Source organism: Streptomyces sp. NPDC058697 (assembly GCF_042715345.1).
Lineage (GTDB): Bacteria > Actinomycetota > Actinomycetes > Streptomycetales > Streptomycetaceae > Streptomyces > Streptomyces liliifuscus.
Window position 1 is genome coordinate 320454 of record NZ_JBHXSU010000004.1, and the last position, 13537, is coordinate 333990.

Here is a 13537-nt window from a genome sequence, read left to right on the forward strand (position 1 = left end):
AAGGCCGGGGCGCTTCAGGCGGCTTTGAGGGGTGGCCCCAGCAGCAGGTGCACGCCCTCCGCCGACAGCGTCACGGCCTCGGGCGAACCCGGGTCGATGGTGAGCGCCAGGCCGCGCACCGGCCAGTGGGCCGGAATCATGCCCAGAGGCACGAGGTGGTAGCACTGGACGTCCGGCAGGGCCTGCGCCATGCGCTCCTCGGACGTGAAGGCGAGGACGACCCGGCCGATGACCGGCAGAGTCAGTTTCGGCGTCTCCGTGTCGGAGGCCGGCACCAGCACCTTGGTCCCGGCCAGCCGCGTCCGCGCGGCGCCGTCCAGGCCGTTGTGGGCCAGGACGCTCAGCGCGCGCAGGATCACATCGGACGTGTCGTCCGAGGTTGTCGCTTCGTGAAGTGAGCCGTTCATGAGGGTTCCGCTCGTGAGTCGCGGGGCGGGACCATCCCTTGCCCCTCCGCGTCGAGTGTCCTTCGCATACCCCCGCCCCGCACTCTCATGCGAGGCCCGTATGGGTGTCCTGTACACTGAGTGACTGCGAAGGGGAGTAGTCCTGCGAACCGGTCGTCGACACACTGGAGCCCTCGGGTTCCCGGTGGCCGGGCCCGCGTGATCACACGGGTGGACGAGACCTTCGGCCAGGCATTGATGTGCCCGCGAGTCCTTGCGGCGCACCCGTCATGCCGGGCCGATCGGTTCTCCCGTCGCCCCAGTCGAGGGCGCTTCGCGAAGATCCGGGGGCCCGGCCCCTACAGAAAGCCACCCGGAATGCATCTCGACCCTCTGGCGATCCTCACCGCCTTCGGGCTGATCTTCCTCGCCGAGCTGCCGGACAAGACGATGTTCGCGTCGCTGGCCATGGGCACCCGTATGCGGCCGCTGTACGTGTGGTTCGGTACGTCCACCGCGTTCATCGTGCATGTCGCGATCGCCGTCGGCGCCGGAAGCCTCATCGGTCTGCTGCCCGACTGGACCGTCAAGTCGGTCTCGGCCGCGCTCTTCGCGTTCGGCGCCTTCATGCTGCTGCGCGGCACGGGGGACGACGACGAGGAGGACGCCGGCGGCCGGACCGTGACCGGCTTCTGGCCCGTCTACACGACCGCCTTCATGGCCGTCTTCATCAGCGAGTGGGGCGATCTGACACAGATCACGACCGCCAATCTCGCGGCGACCAACGGCGTCGCGTCCGTGGCGGTCGGTTCCGCCGCCGCCCTCATGTCGGTCTCCGCGCTCGCGCTGCTGGCCGGGCGGTTCATCGCCAAGCGCGTACCGCTGAAGACCGTGCAGCGGATCGGCGGGCTGTGCATGCTCGGACTCGCCGTCTGGTCGGTGGTGGAGATCTTCGCCGGGTGACGATGCGCGCTCCTGGACGACCGGTCAGGATCGGAGAAGCGTGCTCCCGCCGCTCGGCCATAGCGTGATTCCACCGGCGAGAAGCCGGTCCGAACCGGTGAAAACCGCCGGTGGAGATCGCGACCAGCGGAGGAGCCCGTCATGTCCGAAGGCCTCAGGACCATCACCTACCCCGTCAAGGACCTCGCCCGCGCCAAGGCCCTGTTCGGCACGCTCCTGGGAGTGGAGCCGTACGTGGACGAGGCGTACTACGTGGGCTTCCGGGCCCCCGGCGGGCCGGAGGTCGGGCTCGACCCGAACGGTCACGCGAAGGGACTCACCGCCCCCGTCCCCTACTGGCATGTCGCCGACATCAAGGCGAGCCTGGCCGGTCTCGTCGACGCGGGCGCCGATGTCGTCCAGGACATCCAGGACGTCGGGGGCGGCACGCTGATCGCCTCCGTCAAGGACGCGGACGGCAACGACGTCGGTCTCATCCAGGAGGCGTCCTGAAGCAGGGGTGAGGAACTCCATGCAGCTGCACTAGTTGCATGGTAAACAATGGCCGCTTTCTCTGTTACCGTGCGGACATGGCAGCAGAGAAGGTCGCTCCCCGGCTTGAGGACCAGTGGCGGGACATCCTGTCGGTGCACGCGCGCACCATGTGTGAGATCGACCGCGAGCTCCATCCGCACGGCCTGGGCGCCAGTGACTTCGAGGTCCTCGACATCCTCGCGTCGGGTATGACGACAGCGGGCCCTGACTCCGACTCGCATACGAGCACGGGTTCGGGCGCGGGCGCGGGCGCGGGTCCGGTCGAGCAGTGCCGGGTGCAGAACATCGCCGACCGGGTCCATCTGAGCCAGAGCGCCCTCTCCCGCCTCATCGGCCGCCTGGAGAAGGAGGGCCTGGTGGAGCGGAGCGTCTGCCAGGAGGACCGCCGCGGGGTCTGGGTTGCCCTCACCGGCAAGGGCCGCGAACTGCACTCCGAGGTACGCCCGCTGCAGCGCGCCGTCCTGGCCCGCATGCTGGCCAAGGGCTGAGGACTTAGAGCTGAGGGCTCAGGGCTGAGTCCCTCGGCGCCAAGAGCCCGTGTCCCCCAGCGGGGGCCGAGTCATCCCGCCGGACGCAGCAGGTTCCGTACAGCCTCGAACGCCGCAGCCACCGTCTCCGGATCGGCGCCCGGCCGGGCCAGTGCGCTCATCGGGATCGGTGTGACCGACGGCAGTCCGTCGTACGGGCTCAGCCCGTCCGGCGCGGGACCGACCGCGGCGAGGAGCGCCACGCCCACGCCCGTGCGCGCCACGTCGAGCACCCCCGCGAGATAGCCGGCGTCGCCGACCACCGTGGCGGCGACTCCGTGCGCGGCGAGGGTCGCGATGGCCCGGCGGCGGATCGCGCACGGGTCCTCGATGGCGACCAGCGGGACCGGGGCAGGCGCCGTCGGCGGCGTCCAGCCGGGAATGGCGTGCCAGGTCAGCGGGAGGCCGCCCACCGGAGTGCCCTCGGTGGCCGCCGCCTCCGTCACATACACCGCGACATCCACGCTGCCGCGCTCCACGGCCTCGACGAGCCGTGCCGAGCGGTCGATGCGAAAGCGCACCCGGCAGCCGGGCCGCACCTCCTGGACGGCCGCGGTCAGCCGGGGCAGGAACTGGTCGGCGGCGTGCTCGGTGGACCCGATGGTGACGGTGTCGCCCTCGGTGTCGAGCAGCACCCGCACCGCCTCGTCGTGGACGGCGAGGATGCGGCGGGCCTGCTCCACGAGGAGACGGCCCTCCGGGGTGAACCGGGTGCCCCGGCCCTCGCGTTCGACGACCGGGCTCCCCAGCGTCTTCTCCAGCCTGCGCACATGCTGGCTGACCGCGGACTGGCTCAGGGCGAGGGAGTGGGCCGCGCGGTGGAAACCGCCGCAGTCGGCTATCGCGGTCAGGCTGCGCAGGGCCACGATGTCCAGGACAGGTTGGGGCATACGGCGACCGTAGCCCGTCCCTCTCATCGATCGCGATCGCTGATCGATTTCGATGCGGAATCGTCGTTGGACGGAATCCGCCCGGGCCGGTCATGATGAACCCATGGTTCCCACGACCGCTTCTGCTGCCCTTCTGACGCAGCGCCGAGTCATCGACTTCGGCGTGGCGTGCAGCGCGCGCTGTCGTTGATTCCCCGCCGGTCACCGGCGTTCCCGCTCGGCCTCCACTGATCGTGTCTCCCCTGTCCTGACACGTGTCGGCAGGCTGCCGCGCCTCCTCCTCGCTCCTGCGGTCCCCCTTTCCCCCTGCCCTGAACAAGGGAGTTGCTTCTCCATGCCCTCCTCGCTGTCCACCTCCTGGGACGAACCCGAAGGCCTCGCCGCCCGCGGCACGCTGATCGTGCTGGCCGGCCGGGGCGAGCACGGTGGTGTGTACGAGCGGTTCGGCCGCCGTCTCGCCTTCGACGCCTATCGCGTACGTGCCCTCGGTGACCCGGTCGCCGATCCGTCCGTGCTCGACGAGGCGGCCAAGCTCCTGGCCGACGAGTCCCTGCCCGGCCCGAAGGTGCTGGTCGGCTCCGACACGGGCGCGCTGTACGCCGCTCGGCTCGCCGCCGAGCAGACCCCGGGGATCGACGCGCTGATCCTGGCCGGTCTTCCCACCGCCCCCTGGAAGTCCGGGAGTTGGGAGGCCGGGAGTTGGGAGGCGGAGGTCGAGGCACGCACCGCCTGCCCCACCCACCAGGCACGCCTCACGAACGACCCGGGCTTCCGGCGCGGGGCACTGGACGCGACCCCGGACCTGCCGGAGCCGAGCCTGGATCTCGTACGGGTTCCGGTACTGGCCCTGCACGGGGCCGAGGACTCGGTCAGTCCACTCGCCGACGCGCTCAGCGTCTACGAGGGGCACCCCGGCGTACGGACCGTGACCTTCAACGGCGGCCGGCACGACGTGCTCAACGACGCGCTGCACCGCACCGCCGCCGCCACGGTCGTGCTCTTCCTGGAACGGCTGCGCCTCTCCCCCGAGCTGCCCGCGATCGCGGAGGGCCTCGTATGAGCACCCGTGTGACGACGACGGTCGCGGAACTGCGCGAGCTGCTCGACTCCGGGCAGCCGCCCGTCCTGCTCGACGTGCGCTGGGCGTTGGGCGACCCGCACGGCAAGGACCACTACGAGGCCGCTCACATCCCGGGGGCCGTGTACGTCGACCTGGACCGCGAACTGGCCGGTCCGCCGAGCCCGGAGGGCGGCCGTCATCCGCTGCCGGACCTCGCGGATCTGCAGGCGTCCGCGCGGAGTTGGGGCCTCGGCGAGGGGCGGCCGGTCGTCGTGTACGACGACCTGGGTAACACGGCCGCCGCCCGCGCCTGGTGGCTGCTGCGCTGGGCCGGAGTCCCGGAAGTGACCCTGCTGGACGGGGCGTTGGGCGGGTGGCGGGCGGCGGGGCTGCCGTTGGAGTCCGGTCCGAGTGCGACTAGGCACGCACCGAATGCGCCGAAGCCGGATCCAGATGCAGATGCAGATGCACCGAAGCCGGGTGACATCGTCCTCCGGCCGGGCGGACTGCCGGTGACGGACGCGGACGGGGCGGCTCAACTGGCCGTCACCGGGCTGCTGTTGGACGCCCGCGCCGGGGAGCGCTATCGCGGTGAGCAGGAGCCGGTCGACCCTCGCGCGGGCCATGTCCCGGGCGCGGTCTCCGCCCCGACCGGCGAGAACCTCGCGGCCGACGGGACGTTCCTGCCGCCCGAGGAGCTGCGCAAGCGGTTCGAGGACCGCGGTGCCGGAGACGCGGCGGAGATCGGCGTGTACTGCGGGTCCGGTGTCACCGCGGCCCACCAGATCGCCGCCCTCGCGATCGCCGGGTTCGACGCGACGCTCTTCCCCGGCTCCTGGTCGGCCTGGTCGGCCGATCCCGCCCGCCCGGCGGCGACCGGTTCCCTGCCGTCCTGATGCGCACCGAGCAGTCCCGAACCGCCTTCGGCCGTCCCGAGAGGAAGACCGCCATGACGACGAAACAGATCGGGGTGACAGCCCCCGTACTGGAGAAGCCCGAACCGCCCGCCGAGCCCTCACCCGCCCGCGTCACCATCCGCGGTACGGCACATCTCCCCCGCCGCCGCCTGTCTGTCCCCCGTTCCGTACGCCGGGCCGCCGGACCGGTCGGGCTGGTCCTCCTGTGGTTCCTGGGCTCCGCCACCGGTGTGCTCCCGGAGTCCGTGCTCGCCTCGCCCGTGGACGTCGTACGCCAGGCCGTCGAGCTGACGAAGACCGGCGAACTGCCCGACGCCATCGCCGCGTCCGGGCGCCGGGCGGCGACCGGCTTCCTCATCGGAGCGACGGTCGCGCTGTCGCTGTCCCTGCTCGCCGGGCTGTTCCGGCTCGGGGAGGACGTCATCGACTCCTCGATGGGCATGTTCCGGGCGATCCCGTGGGTCGGTCTGATCCCGCTGTTCATCGTCTGGTTCGGCATCGAGGAGACCCCGAAGATCGCGCTGGTGGCGCTCGGCGTGACCTACCCGCTGTACTTCAACATCTACGGCGGCATCCGTTCCACCGACGCCCAACTCGTCGAGGCCGCACGGATGATGGGGCTCGGCCGGCTCGGCCTGATCAAGTACGTCATCCTGCCGAGCGCGCTGCCCGGTGCCCTCGTGGGACTCCGGTACGCCCTCTCCACCGCCTGGCTCGCCCTCGTCTTCGCCGAGCAGATCAACGCCGACGCCGGCCTCGGCTATCTGATGAGCAACGCCCAGCAGTACTTCCGTACGGACGTCATCGTGCTGTGCCTCGCCGTGTACGCGCTGCTCGGCCTGGCCTGCGACTTCGCCGTACGGGTCCTCTCGCGCCGCCTGCTGAGCTGGCGTGCCTCCTTCGAAGGCGAGGCGTGACCATGACCGCCAACACCGTGAACACCGTGAAGTCCCAGCCGGTGCCCGCGACCCCGACGACAGTGGCGAACAGTGTCGAGATCCGCGGTCTGTCCCGCGCCTTCGACGGCAACACCGTGCTGCACGAGCTCGATCTCGACATCCGTGAGGGCGAGTTCGTGGCCCTGCTCGGCCACAGCGGCTGCGGCAAGTCGACCCTGTTGCGCATCCTGGCGGGGCTCGACGACGAGATCGGCGGCGAGGTGACCGTGCCCGCCCGGCGCAGCGCCGCGTTCCAGTCGCCTCGCCTGCTGCCCTGGCTGAAGGTGTGGCGCAATGTCGTCCTCGGGCTGCCCGGCCGGCCCGACCGGGCGCTGGCCGACAAGGCGCTGGACGAGGTCGGCATCGCCGAGCGCGCCACCGTCTGGCCCAAGACGCTCTCCGGTGGTCAGGCCCAGCGCGTCTCGCTGGCCCGCGCCCTCGTCCGTGAGCCCGAACTCCTGCTCCTGGACGAGCCGTTCGGCGCTCTCGACGCGCTGACCCGCGGCAAGGTGCAACAGCTCGTCGCCGAACTGTGGGAGCGGCACGGCTGCGCGATCCTCCTGGTCACGCATGACGTGGAGGAGGCGCTGCTGCTCGCCGACCGCGTCCTGGTGATGGACGAGGGACGCATCGCGCACGAGGTCACCGTCGAGCTGCCCCGCCCCCGCGATCTGACCGCCCCCGAGTTCGTCACGCTCCGCGCCCGCCTGCTCGGCTGGCTCGGCGTGACCCACACCGGCACCTCCGACGTCCCCAACTCCCGTACCCCCGAATCCCGTACCCCCGAAGGGAACACCCCGTGAAGCGCACCATCTTCCGTACGCTCGCCGCCGCTCTCGGTCTGAGCGCCCTGCTGACGGTGACGGGCTGCGGAGGGGATTCCGCCGCGGACACGGCCGGCGGCTCCTCGGACGTCACGCTCACCATCGGCGACCAGGCCAAGACCCTCCAGACGATCCTTGCCGGTTCCGGAGCCCTCAAGGGGGCCGACTACAAGGTGAAGTGGGCCGAGTTCGAGGGCGCGGCCCCGCTGTTCCAGGCCGTGCAGGCGGGCGCCGCCGACACCACGTACTCCGCGGACCTGCCCGCGCTCCAGGCGCTCAGCGGCGGGGTGAAGTTCAAGAACGTCGCCGCTCTCAAGAACGACGGACATCACACCGGGATCGTCGTCCGCAAGAACTCGGACGTGAAGAGCGTCAAGGACCTCAAGGGCAAGAAGGTCGTGGTGTCCTCCGCGAAGGGCAGCATCGCCGAGTACCTGCTCGCCAACGTGCTTCAGCAGAACGGCCTCAAGTACTCCGACGTGAAGGTGCAGTACCTGCTGCCGACCGACGCACAGGCCGCCTTCTCCTCCGGGAAGGTCGAGGTCTGGGCGACCTTCGGGGTCTACCAGGCGGTCGGCCTCCAGCAGGGCGGCAGGCTGCTGGTCGACGGCGCCGACGGGCGGATCAGCGGTTACGGATTCATCGGGGCCTCCGAGAAGGCTCTCGCGGACAAGGCGAAGAAGGCCGCGCTCGGCGACTTCCTGAAGCGGCTCGGTACGGCCCTGAAGTGGACCAGCACCCACCAGGACGCGTACGCCGACGCGATCGTCGAGCGCAACGGCGCCGACCCCGCGATCGCGAAGACCCTGGCCTCGGCCGCGTACAGCAAGGTGCTGCCCGTCACGCCCGAGGTGAACGGGACCGTCCAGGACGTCGCCGACCTGATGCACGGCATCGGTGTCCTCGACCCGAACGTCGACGTGGCGAAGTCCGCCGACGCCTCCGTCCTCAAGTAGCGGCCGAGAGCCTTCAAACAGCCGCCGAGATCCTCAAGCGGCTTTCCGAGCAAAGGAGTTCACCATGCCTGTCGAGTTCATCAGCGCCGTGCACACCGACTCCGGGGCGTCCGGACCGGCCGCCGCGAGCCGCACCGGTCTCGATGTCGACCATCTGCGCAGGTACGCCCGGGCGTTGGACGACGGCGGCTTCGACCACACGCTGGTCGCCTATCACTCGGCTTCACCGGACGCCTTCCAGATCGCCCAGTTCGTGGCCACGCACACCGAGCGGGTGCGTCCGATCCTGGCCCACCGGCCGGGCGTGATCTTCCCGACGCACGCGGCCCGCGCGCTCGCCACCCTCGACCGGATCAGCGACGGCCGGCTGACCGTGCACATCATCTCCGGGGGCAGTGACGAGGAGCAGCACCGCGAGGGCGACTACCTCGACAAGAGGGAGCGGTACGAGCGGTCGGACGAGTACATCCAGATCCTGCGGAAGGTGTGGCAGGCCGACGGGCCCGTGTCTCACGAGGGCACGTACTTCAAGTTCGAGGGCTACTACTCGGACGTGAAGCCGGTGAACGGCCTGGTCCCGATCTCGGTGGGCGGCTCCTCCCAGGACGCGTACCGCGTGGGCGGACAGCAGGGTGACATCTTCGGGCTGTGGGGTGAGCCGCTGAAGGAGACGGCCGAGCAGATCGCCGCCGTGAACGCGGTCGCGGACGCCGCCGGTCGCCCCCGTCCCCGCATCTGGGTGTCGTTCCGCCCGATCATCGCGCCCACCGACGAGTTGGCCTGGGAGAAGGCGCACCGCACTCTGGGTGTGCTGAAGGACCAGGCGCAGAACACCGAGTTGCTGCGCCACTACAAGACGAGCGGCCGCCCGGCCAATGTCGGTTCGCAGCGGCTGCTCGACATCGCCGAGCGGGGCGAGGTGCACGACCGCTGCCTGTGGACGGCCCCGGCGGTCGCCACCAACGCGGCCGGTGCTTCGACCGCACTGGTCGGCTCCCCCGAGACGGTCGCCAAGGCGCTGCTCGACTACGTGGACATCGGCTGCGACCTGCTGTCGATCCGCGGCTACGACCCGCTCAACGACGCGATCGACTACGCCCGTTACGTCCTGCCGCTGGTCCGGCAGGAACTCGCCCACCGCGCTTCGGCCGACCGGGCCGCCTGACTTTTCACGTCCCGCGCGCTCGCTCGTCCCTCCCCTCTCTCGCCCCTCCTCCCCCACCATCCCCACCCTCCGTCCTCCGTCCCCGTCTGAATCGATTCCTCTCATGGAGACTCCGTGTTCCGTCGCACCCTGCTCACGTCCACCGCCGCGCTCGCGCTGCTGCTGCCGCTCGCCACGGCCTGCGGAGGTGACGCGGAGGCCGAGTCCTCGTCCTCTTCAGACCTCTCCTCGGTGACGCTGGCCGTCGGCGCCACCGGCTGGAAGAACGAGGAGGCCGTGCTCAAGTTCGCGCACCTCGACGACACCCCGTACAAGGTGAAGTGGAGCCTGTTCCAGGGCGGCGACCAGCAGCTTCAGGCCGTCCGTGCCGGAGCGCTCGACCTGGCCTCCTCCAGCGAGATCCCGCCGATCTTCGCCGCCGCCGACGGCAAGCCCAACTTCAAGGTCGTCGCCGTGCAGCGCGGCAGCACCCTCAACCAGGAGGTCATCGTCCCGAAGGGCTCGCAGGTGAAGGACATCGCGGGTCTGAAGGGCAAGAAGGTCGGCTACGTCCAGAACACCACCGCCCACTACTTCCTGTACGACCTGCTGAAGCGGGCGGGCCTGGAGTGGTCGGACATCGACGCCAAGCCGCTCCTGCCCAACGACGGGCTCGCCGCCCTGAACGGCGGCGGCATCGACGCCTTCGCCTCCTACGGCACATCGGTCATCACCGCCCACCAGCAGGGCGCCGTCACGGTCGGCTCGGGCAAGGACGTGCTGTCCGGCAACTTCCTCTGGTCGGCTCGTGAAAACGTCCTGAAGAGCCCCGGCCGGCGGGCCGCCGCGGCGGATCTGATCGCCCGGATCACCAAGGCGTACGCGTACATCCGTGACGGCCGCGAGCACGAGTTCGCGAAGGTCGTCGCCAAGGCCACCCACCAGCCCGTGGCCCAGGCGGAGAAGGACTTCCGCGACGCACAGGCACAGCGCCCGACCCAGGCCAGGGCAGTCGGCGACGACACCATCGCCTCGCAGCAGAAGGTCGCCGACGCCTTCACGGAACTGGGCGCCCTGAAGGGGAGGTTGGACGTGAAGTCCTTCTGGAGCCGTGCACTCGACACCGATCTGGAGAAGGCCCTGTGACCGTGCAATCCCGCGTGAACCGGGACGTGAACCCGGACGTGCGCCCGGACGCAGACCCGGACCTGCTGACCGCGCGCCTCGCCGAACTCTCCGTCGAATACGACCGTTCGGGCGCCTTTCCCGCCGAGTCGATCCAGGCGGTGCACGAGGCGGGGCTGCTCACCGCGACCGTCGGGGAACGGTACGGCGGCCGGGGCGCCCGGGGCGAGGAGACCGCGCGCATCCTGCACACGCTCGGCCGGGGCGATCCGTCCGTGGCCCTGATCACGGCCATGACCCTCAACACCCACGCCCGCGAGGCCGTACGCCCGACGTGGCCCGAAGAGCTGTACGCGCGCGTGCTCAAGGAGTCCGAGCAGCGACCCGTACTCATCAACCACGCGCGCGTGGAGCCCGAACTGGGTTCCCCCGCGCGGGGCGGACTGCCCGCAACCGTCGCCCGGCGCACCGCGGACGGCTGGTCGGTCGGCGGGCGCAAGCGGTTCGTGACGGGCGCGGAGGGGCTGGACTGGTTCCTGGTGTGGGCGACCACCGACGAGCCGGAGCCGCGCGTAGGCACGTTTCTGGTGCCCGGCGGCTCGCCCGGCATCGAGATCACCGACCGGTGGGACCAGTTGGGTCTACGGGCGAGCGGCAGCCACGACGTGACGTTCCGGGACGTGGAGGTCCCGTACGAGCACGTCATCGGGCTCGGCCCGTACGGTCCCGCGAGCGAGCAGGACAACCGGGCCGGAGCCTCCCTCCATCTCCCGCTCGCCGCCTTGTATGTGGGGGTCGCGCGTGCGGCGCAGGCCTTCTTCCACACCTTCGCGCACACGCGCGTGCCCGCCAATCTCGGTCACCCGGTGGCCCGTACCGAACGCTTCCGGCGGACGGCCGGGGAGATCGAGGTGCTCCTCGCCACCGCCGAGCAGCTGCTCTTCGACGGGGCCGCGCGGGTCGACGCCGAGGATCCGACCTACACGCCGGAGCAGGCCCTCGGCGCGCGCGTACTGGCCGACCGGCACGCGGTACGGGCCGTGGAGCTGGCCGTGCGGCTGCTCGGCAATCCGGGGCTGGCCCGCGGCAATCCTCTGGAGCGGCACTTCCGTGACATCCAGTGCGCGCCCGTGCACGCGCCCCAGGAGGACATCTCCCTGCTCGCCATCGGAACGAAGGCACTCGACCTGTGACCGCTCCCACGACAACCGCTCTTGAGTCCACGAAAGCCGCCGAGCTGCTCGGGCTGCTGGCCCGTGACCTGGCCCCCGACCGGTTGGCCACCGATCCGCGCACACTGGCCGCGCACGCCACCGACCGTTCCGGTGCCCGGTCCGACGGCAGTCCCCTCGCGGTCGTCCACGTCCGGCGCACCGAGGAAGTGGCGGTCACCCTTCGGCACGCGCATGCCCTGGGGGTGCCGGTCGTGCCGCGCGGCGCGGGCACCGGTCTGTCGGGCGGCGCGACCGCGGGCGAGGGCGTACTGGTCCTCGACCTGTCCGGGATGAACCGCATCCTGGAACTGTCGGCGGACGACCAGCTCGCGGTCGTCGAACCGGGCGTGATCACGGCCGAGTTGGACCGCGCGGCCGGTGCCCACGGCCTGCGGTACGCGCCCGACCCCGCGAGCGCCGCCATCTCCACGATCGGCGGGAACATCGCGACCAACGCGGGTGGTCTGCGCTGCGCCAAGTACGGCGTGACGCGGGACAGCGTGCTCGGTCTGGAGGCGGTGCTCGCGGACGGCACGGTGATCAGGACCGGCCGCCGTACGGTGAAGGGCGTCACCGGCTACGACCTGACCGCCCTGCTCACCGGCTCCGAGGGCACCCTCGCGGTGATCACCTCGGCGACGCTGCGGCTGCGGCCCGTCCCGGTGGCGACGGCCACGCTCGCCGCGTACTTCCCGTCTTTCGAAGCCGCCGCCGAGGCTTCGTACGCGATCGGCCGGGCCGGGGTCGAACCGGCGCTCGCGGAGCTGGTCGACGGGCCCGTGCTGCACGCCATCGACCCCGAACTGCGGGAGCGGGGGGCGGCGTTGCTGGTCGTCCAGTGCGACGGTGCGGGGGCGGCCGTGGAGGCGGAGGTGGTCGCGCGACTGCTCACTCCGCTGGCGACGACGGTCGAGGTGACCGACGATCCCGCCGAGGCCGAGTCGCTGCTCGCCGCGCGCCGGCTGGCCCTGCCCGCCCTCGAACGGCTGGGCCGGCCGCTGATCGAGGACATCGCGGTACCGCGTTCGCGGCTTGCGGAGGCGGCTCGTTCGATCCGTGCGGTTTCCGAACGCCATGGCGTCCCGATTTTCACCATCGCGCACGCTGCCGACGGGAATCTGCATCCGATCATCGTCGTGGACCCGGCTCTGGACCGGCTCCCGGATGCCGCGTGGGAGGCGGCGGGCGAGATCTTCGCGCTGGCGCTGCGGCTTGGGGGCACGCTCACGGGAGAGCACGGGGTGGGCGTTCTGAAGCGGCAGTGGGTCGCGGAGGAGCTGGGGCCTGCGGCGCACGCGCTTCAGCGGCGACTGAAGGAGGCGTTCGATCCCCGGGGGATCCTCAACCCCGGCAAGAGCCTCTGATCGGGGGCGGTCGGCTGCGGGTTGTGTGTGGCTGGTCGCGCAGTTCCCCGCGCCCCTGGGAGTGGGGGCTGGGCTGGTGGTGACCTGCGGGTCGTCGTCGGCTGAGCGCGCAGTTCCCCGCGCCCCTAAAAGCGGGGCTGCGCCCCGGCTTTTGTCTTTAGGGGCGCGGGGAACTGCGCGACCAGCCCCCACTCAGCCGCACCCAAAAACGAACCAGGGGCGCGGGAGCCAAAGGCATCCCGCGCCCCAGAACACGCCCCGCTCAGGCGTGCGGCCTCGCCAACAGCGCCCGCACGCCCTGAGAGCTGAGCGTCAGCCCATGCGGAGCACTCGCATCGATGCTCAGCGAGACCTCACTGGTAGGCCACTGCGCGGCAAGCGCACCGAGCGGCACCAGGCGGTAGCGCGAAACCGACGGCAGCAGCTCAGCCATCCGCACCTCCGAGGTGAACACCGGAACCAGCGGGTCCCCGCCCGGCTGCTCGATGACGGGCAGGGCGACGACGGAGGGATCACCGGCCGCCTCGTCGTCGGCGTCGTCCGGCACCGGGACCAGCACGTCACTGCCGGCCAGGGTGTCCAGGGCATCGCCGTCCTCGGCGTTCTCGGCCAGCACGGTAAGCGCTCGCTCGGCCTCCGCCGTGACGTTGTCGTTCGAGGAAATCTCCATGGCACATCCCGACGTAGTAACGAAA

15 protein-coding genes are annotated in these 13537 nt (G+C 71.0%); 12 read left to right on the forward strand and 3 right to left on the reverse strand.

Annotation, left to right across the window (positions count from 1 at the left end):
* Positions 1–14: 14 nt before the first annotated feature.
* Positions 15–407 carry an SseB family protein gene (locus ACFWXQ_RS12315; RefSeq protein WP_383954865.1) on the reverse strand — a complete coding sequence of 131 codons (393 nt, stop codon included), beginning with the start codon at positions 405–407 and terminating at the stop codon, positions 15–17.
* 357 nt (positions 408–764) lie between these two features.
* Here ACFWXQ_RS12315 and ACFWXQ_RS12320 point away from each other — a divergent pair, with 357 nt between their 5' ends.
* From ACFWXQ_RS12320 to ACFWXQ_RS12330, 3 genes are all read left to right on the forward strand, one after another.
* Positions 765–1349: a TMEM165/GDT1 family protein gene (locus tag ACFWXQ_RS12320; RefSeq protein WP_383954863.1), complete on the forward strand. Its 585-nt coding sequence runs from the start codon at positions 765–767 to the stop codon at positions 1347–1349.
* A gap of 141 nt (positions 1350–1490) precedes the next feature.
* Entirely contained in the window at positions 1491–1841 is a 351-nt protein-coding gene (locus ACFWXQ_RS12325; RefSeq protein ID WP_383954861.1) for a VOC family protein, read from the forward strand.
* A 77-nt stretch (positions 1842–1918) separates the two neighbouring features.
* The gene (locus ACFWXQ_RS12330; protein WP_383954859.1) at positions 1919–2371 is read left to right on the forward strand and encodes a MarR family winged helix-turn-helix transcriptional regulator; all 453 of its coding nucleotides are present in this window, start codon (positions 1919–1921) and stop codon (positions 2369–2371) included.
* Positions 2372–2442: 71 nt separating this feature from the next.
* On the opposite strand, the gene ACFWXQ_RS12335 is transcribed toward ACFWXQ_RS12330, so the two are convergent.
* The gene (locus ACFWXQ_RS12335; RefSeq protein WP_386268106.1) at positions 2443–3300 is read right to left on the reverse strand and encodes a LysR family transcriptional regulator; all 858 of its coding nucleotides are present in this window, start codon (positions 3298–3300) and stop codon (positions 2443–2445) included.
* A 334-nt stretch (positions 3301–3634) separates the two neighbouring features.
* On the opposite strand from ACFWXQ_RS12335, the gene ACFWXQ_RS12340 reads away from it, so the two are divergent.
* The 9 genes from ACFWXQ_RS12340 (at position 3635) to ACFWXQ_RS12380 (ending at position 12842) form a co-directional block, all read left to right on the forward strand.
* A complete protein-coding gene (locus ACFWXQ_RS12340) occupies positions 3635–4360 on the forward strand; it encodes a lysophospholipase (RefSeq protein WP_383954557.1) in 726 nt (241 codons plus the stop codon).
* On the forward strand, positions 4357–5256 hold the full coding sequence (locus tag ACFWXQ_RS12345) for a sulfurtransferase (RefSeq protein WP_383954559.1): 900 nt from the start codon (positions 4357–4359) through the stop codon (positions 5254–5256). Before ACFWXQ_RS12340 ends, ACFWXQ_RS12345 begins: the two co-directional genes overlap by 4 nt.
* Before the next feature lie 53 nt (positions 5257–5309).
* A complete protein-coding gene (locus tag ACFWXQ_RS12350) occupies positions 5310–6194 on the forward strand; it encodes an ABC transporter permease (protein WP_383954561.1) in 885 nt (294 codons plus the stop codon).
* A gap of 62 nt (positions 6195–6256) precedes the next feature.
* A complete protein-coding gene (locus ACFWXQ_RS12355) occupies positions 6257–7018 on the forward strand; it encodes an ABC transporter ATP-binding protein (RefSeq protein ID WP_383954572.1) in 762 nt (253 codons plus the stop codon).
* Positions 7015–7995: an ABC transporter substrate-binding protein gene (locus ACFWXQ_RS12360; RefSeq protein ID WP_383954563.1), complete on the forward strand. Its 981-nt coding sequence runs from the start codon at positions 7015–7017 to the stop codon at positions 7993–7995. Before ACFWXQ_RS12355 ends, ACFWXQ_RS12360 begins: the two co-directional genes overlap by 4 nt.
* 64 nt (positions 7996–8059) lie before the next feature.
* On the forward strand, positions 8060–9160 hold the full coding sequence (locus tag ACFWXQ_RS12365; RefSeq protein ID WP_189838737.1) for an LLM class flavin-dependent oxidoreductase: 1101 nt from the start codon (positions 8060–8062) through the stop codon (positions 9158–9160).
* A 114-nt stretch (positions 9161–9274) separates the two neighbouring features.
* Positions 9275–10285: an ABC transporter substrate-binding protein gene (locus tag ACFWXQ_RS12370; RefSeq protein WP_383954566.1), complete on the forward strand. Its 1011-nt coding sequence runs from the start codon at positions 9275–9277 to the stop codon at positions 10283–10285.
* Positions 10282–11457 (forward strand): acyl-CoA dehydrogenase family protein, encoded by a 1176-nt coding sequence (locus ACFWXQ_RS12375; RefSeq protein ID WP_383954568.1) that lies wholly within the window; start codon positions 10282–10284, stop codon positions 11455–11457. Before ACFWXQ_RS12370 ends, ACFWXQ_RS12375 begins: the two co-directional genes overlap by 4 nt.
* Positions 11454–12842, forward strand: coding sequence for an FAD-binding oxidoreductase (locus ACFWXQ_RS12380; RefSeq protein WP_383954570.1), 1389 nt, complete (start codon positions 11454–11456; stop codon positions 12840–12842). The genes ACFWXQ_RS12375 and ACFWXQ_RS12380 overlap by 4 nt, the downstream gene beginning before the upstream one ends.
* Positions 12843–13104: 262 nt before the next feature.
* Here the strand turns inward: ACFWXQ_RS12380 and ACFWXQ_RS12385 are convergent, their stop codons facing one another.
* The gene (locus ACFWXQ_RS12385) at positions 13105–13512 is read right to left on the reverse strand and encodes an SseB family protein (protein ID WP_200400361.1); all 408 of its coding nucleotides are present in this window, start codon (positions 13510–13512) and stop codon (positions 13105–13107) included.
* Positions 13513–13537 lie beyond the last annotated feature (25 nt).

Bases quoted from the DNA above. Each gene is read 5' to 3' on its own strand.
- ACFWXQ_RS12315 (WP_383954865.1), bottom strand. From the start codon at position 407: ATGAACGGCTCACTTCACGAAGCGACAACCTCGGACGACACGTCCGAT.
- ACFWXQ_RS12320 (WP_383954863.1), top strand. From the start codon at position 765: ATGCATCTCGACCCTCTGGCGATCCTCACCGCCTTCGGGCTGATCTTC.
- ACFWXQ_RS12325 (WP_383954861.1), top strand. From the start codon at position 1,491: ATGTCCGAAGGCCTCAGGACCATCACCTACCCCGTCAAGGACCTCGCC.
- ACFWXQ_RS12330 (WP_383954859.1), top strand. From the start codon at position 1,919: ATGGCAGCAGAGAAGGTCGCTCCCCGGCTTGAGGACCAGTGGCGGGAC.
- ACFWXQ_RS12335 (WP_386268106.1), bottom strand. From the start codon at position 3,300: ATGCCCCAACCTGTCCTGGACATCGTGGCCCTGCGCAGCCTGACCGCG.
- ACFWXQ_RS12340 (WP_383954557.1), top strand. From the start codon at position 3,635: ATGCCCTCCTCGCTGTCCACCTCCTGGGACGAACCCGAAGGCCTCGCC.
- ACFWXQ_RS12345 (WP_383954559.1), top strand. From the start codon at position 4,357: ATGAGCACCCGTGTGACGACGACGGTCGCGGAACTGCGCGAGCTGCTC.
- ACFWXQ_RS12350 (WP_383954561.1), top strand. From the start codon at position 5,310: ATGACGACGAAACAGATCGGGGTGACAGCCCCCGTACTGGAGAAGCCC.
- ACFWXQ_RS12365 (WP_189838737.1), top strand. From the start codon at position 8,060: ATGCCTGTCGAGTTCATCAGCGCCGTGCACACCGACTCCGGGGCGTCC.
- ACFWXQ_RS12385 (WP_200400361.1), bottom strand. From the start codon at position 13,512: ATGGAGATTTCCTCGAACGACAACGTCACGGCGGAGGCCGAGCGAGCG.